General features: G+C 65.2%; 5 protein-coding genes. All 5 read left to right on the top strand.

Features of this window, described 5'->3' with window-relative positions; translation table 11 throughout:
- Positions 1–589 (top strand): SRPBCC family protein (locus ACFHWU_RS28890; protein WP_416592263.1); only part of this gene is annotated, 589 nt, incomplete at its 5' end.
- A gap of 13 nt (positions 590–602) precedes the next feature.
- Positions 603–1,070 (top strand): anthrone oxygenase family protein, encoded by a 468-nt coding sequence (locus tag ACFHWU_RS28885; RefSeq protein WP_416592262.1) that lies wholly within the window; start codon positions 603–605, stop codon positions 1,068–1,070.
- A gap of 41 nt (positions 1,071–1,111) precedes the next feature.
- The gene (locus ACFHWU_RS28880; protein WP_416592261.1) at positions 1,112–1,864 is read left to right on the top strand and encodes an SDR family NAD(P)-dependent oxidoreductase; all 753 of its coding nucleotides are present in this window, start codon (positions 1,112–1,114) and stop codon (positions 1,862–1,864) included.
- Positions 1,864–2,193 (top strand): antibiotic biosynthesis monooxygenase family protein, encoded by a 330-nt coding sequence (locus ACFHWU_RS28875; RefSeq protein ID WP_416592260.1) that lies wholly within the window; start codon positions 1,864–1,866, stop codon positions 2,191–2,193. The genes ACFHWU_RS28880 and ACFHWU_RS28875 overlap by 1 nt, the downstream gene beginning before the upstream one ends.
- A complete protein-coding gene (locus ACFHWU_RS28870) occupies positions 2,190–2,717 on the top strand; it encodes an antibiotic biosynthesis monooxygenase family protein (protein ID WP_416592259.1) in 528 nt (175 codons plus the stop codon). The genes ACFHWU_RS28875 and ACFHWU_RS28870 overlap by 4 nt, the downstream gene beginning before the upstream one ends.
- The last annotated feature ends 175 nt before the right edge of the window (positions 2,718–2,892 follow it).

The following is a 2,892-nucleotide window of genomic DNA, read 5'->3' as shown; positions in this document are numbered from 1 at the left end:
CGACCATCCACATCTACCGGGTCCAGCCACCACCAAGATCAACTTAAGCTACGTGGCATTGCCCCTCGCACGGCCGTCGCCTACCTCAACGAACGGCTCGTCGCGTCAGGGAAGGCAGCCTGACATGGCGGGACACACCGACAACTCGATCCTCATCGAGGCCGCGATCGACGTCGTGTGGCAGATGACCAACGATGTGGTGAACTGGCCCGACCTGTTCAGCGAGTACGCATCGGCCGATATCCTCGAACAGCGCGGTGACACCGTCCGGTTCAGACTCACCATGCACCCGGACGAGCAGCGCAGGACCTGGAGCTGGGTGTCCGAACGGACCCCGGATCCTCGTACCCGAACCGTGCGAGCGCATCGGGTGGAGACCGGCCCCTTCGAGTTCATGAACATCTACTGGGAGTACCGCGAAGAGGAAAACGGAGTCCGAATGCGTTGGGTTCAGGACTTCCACCTGAAGCCGGACGCACCTACCGACGACGCCGGGATGACCGCTCATCTGAACCGCAATACTGCGGTCCAAATGCAGCTGATCAAGGACAAGGTCGAGGCAGCCGCGCGGGCAGCCGCGACCGGTTGAGCCAGGTAGCGTCGTGTCGATCCTCGTACTCGCTCCGTTGGTGCTCGTCGTTAATGGCCTGGCCGCCGGCGTACTGGTCGGTACTCAACTGGGCGGCTGGCCGCTGTTGCAAGCGTTGCCGCCCGGCCGGTACGTGCACGCGCACGCGTTCTTCGCCACCCGATACGACCCGTTCATGCCGGCGTGCCTACTGGCGACGATCACCGGCGACGTGGTGCTGGCCCTGGCTGACGGCGATGCCAGGGCTGCCCGGGCGCTGTACGTCGTTGCCGCGCTCGCGGCGGCGGCAACCGTCACCATCTCCCTGATCAAGAACGTGCCGGTCAACCGGTGGATCAGACAGTTGGACCCGGATCGCCTACCACCCGACTTCACGCGGCAGGATCCCCGACCCGGTTGGGGGCTGTGGAACCGGATACGGACCTGGCTGGCCGTGTGCGCACTGATCGCCAATGGTGCGGCGCTGAGCGTGCAGATGTAATCCCCTCGTGGCCGCACGCCACGACTTAGAAAGGAGCGGACATGGATCTCCAACTGGCGGGCCGTAAGGCTCTTGTCACCGGAGGAACCCGTGGCGTCGGTCGGGGTGTTGTTCTCGCCCTGGCCCGCGCGGGAGTCGATGTGATCACCTGCCACAGGCAGGCGAGTGAGGAAGCCACCAGCCTGGAGAATGAGCTCAAGGAAATCGGTGGGCAGCACCATGTCATCCGCGCCGATCTCGGGCGGCCTGACGACATCGCCAGCCTGGTGGCCCAGTGCGGCGACCGGTTCGGCCGGCTCGACCTAGTGGTCAACAACGCCGGGGCGATCAGTCATGTGCCGTACGAGCGGCTGACGTTGACCGAGTGGCGGCGGATTCTGGATGTCAACCTGACCGCCGCCCACCTGGTGATCCAGCACGCCCTGCCGCTACTCGGCGAGGGATCCTCGGTGGTCAGCATCGGATCGAAGGTGGCCGAGGTAGGCATTCCGCTGCGTGCCCACTACACGGCGACCAAGGCCGCGCTGGTGGGGCTGACCCGGTCGCTGGCCAAGGAACTGGGTCCGCGTGGTATCCGGGTGAACGTGCTGGCGCTCGGGGTCATCGAAACCGAGGCGATGGCGGCGATGCCGGCCGAGCAGCAGGCTCTCATGCGGCAGCGCTACGGCGACAAGACCGCGCTCGGCCGGCTCGGTACGCCCGACGAGGTCGGTGGTGCCGTGCTCTTCCTCGCCAGCCCGCTCTCCCGGTACGTCACCGGTGCCACCCTGCACATCGATGGAGGGATTTCCTGATGTCGGAGCAGAGTCGGTTCCGGGTCATGCTCCGGATGCAAATCAAGCCGGGTATGGGAGCGGACTTCGAACGGGTCTGGCGGGAGGTCGGTAATTCGGTGACCTCGCACCCAGCGAATCTGGGTCAGTGGCTGTCACGCAGCGCTGAGGAGAACGACGTCTACTACATCGTCAGCGACTGGCTGGACGAGCCGCAGTTTCGCGAGTTCGAGCACAGCGACCGACATGTGCAGCATCGCCAGTTGCTGCATCCGTACCGATCGGCTGGGTCGATGACCACGATGCACGTGGTCGCCCATTTAACTGGTGCGGGGGTACCGCCGGCATGAGCGGTGAGGTACGGGTGCTGGTGTACCACGCGGCGACCGACCACGAGTCGGTCCGGCTGGCGTACCAGCGGGTGAGCCAGCGCATGCGCGACGTGCCAGGGCTACTCGGTAACGATCTGCTCGGGGCGGTCCGGGACAGCCGGGGCTTTCTGGTGATGAGCCGCTGGGCCGACCTGAACGCGTTTCTCACCTGGGAGGCCGGTCCTGATCATCGGGACACCACAGCCCCGCTGCGGCCCTTCCGGGATGAGCGGTTCGGACCCGCCGTTCGGCGTCTACCAAGTCGTCGACAGTTTCTGACGAGGGGGCATCTGGTGCGACCGATTCCCCGGCCTAGGGCACTGGCACCGCGCCAAGGCTGGCAAGAGTACGGCTACCTGCTGCTCGATCGGGTCATCGAAGTGGGGCAGTCGATCAGCTTCTCGGCCTTGTTCTGGGTCCCATACCCGATCCCGACCCGTTGGCGCCAGAGTGAGGATCGCGACGGCGATCCGGATCGGGGTCCTACCGACGTCGCGCCCTGATGTGCGTTGAGACGTACGCTGACCTCGATCCGTCGGAGGGTGTTGCTCCCTGCTTGACCGTTTCGGCTTGACCGTTTGTCCGCTCGTGGTGGGTGCGGGATCGCCACGTGTCGCCGTTGCTAGCGGACACTGAAAAATCCTTGTTGACGGACAGTTGAGTCCCTGCCCGCGGACA

It is taken from the genome of Micromonospora sp. LOL_015 (assembly GCF_048060275.1).
Taxonomy (GTDB): Bacteria; Actinomycetota; Actinomycetes; order Mycobacteriales; family Micromonosporaceae; genus Micromonospora_E.
This window is presented reverse-complemented; position numbering and strand designations above follow the sequence as displayed.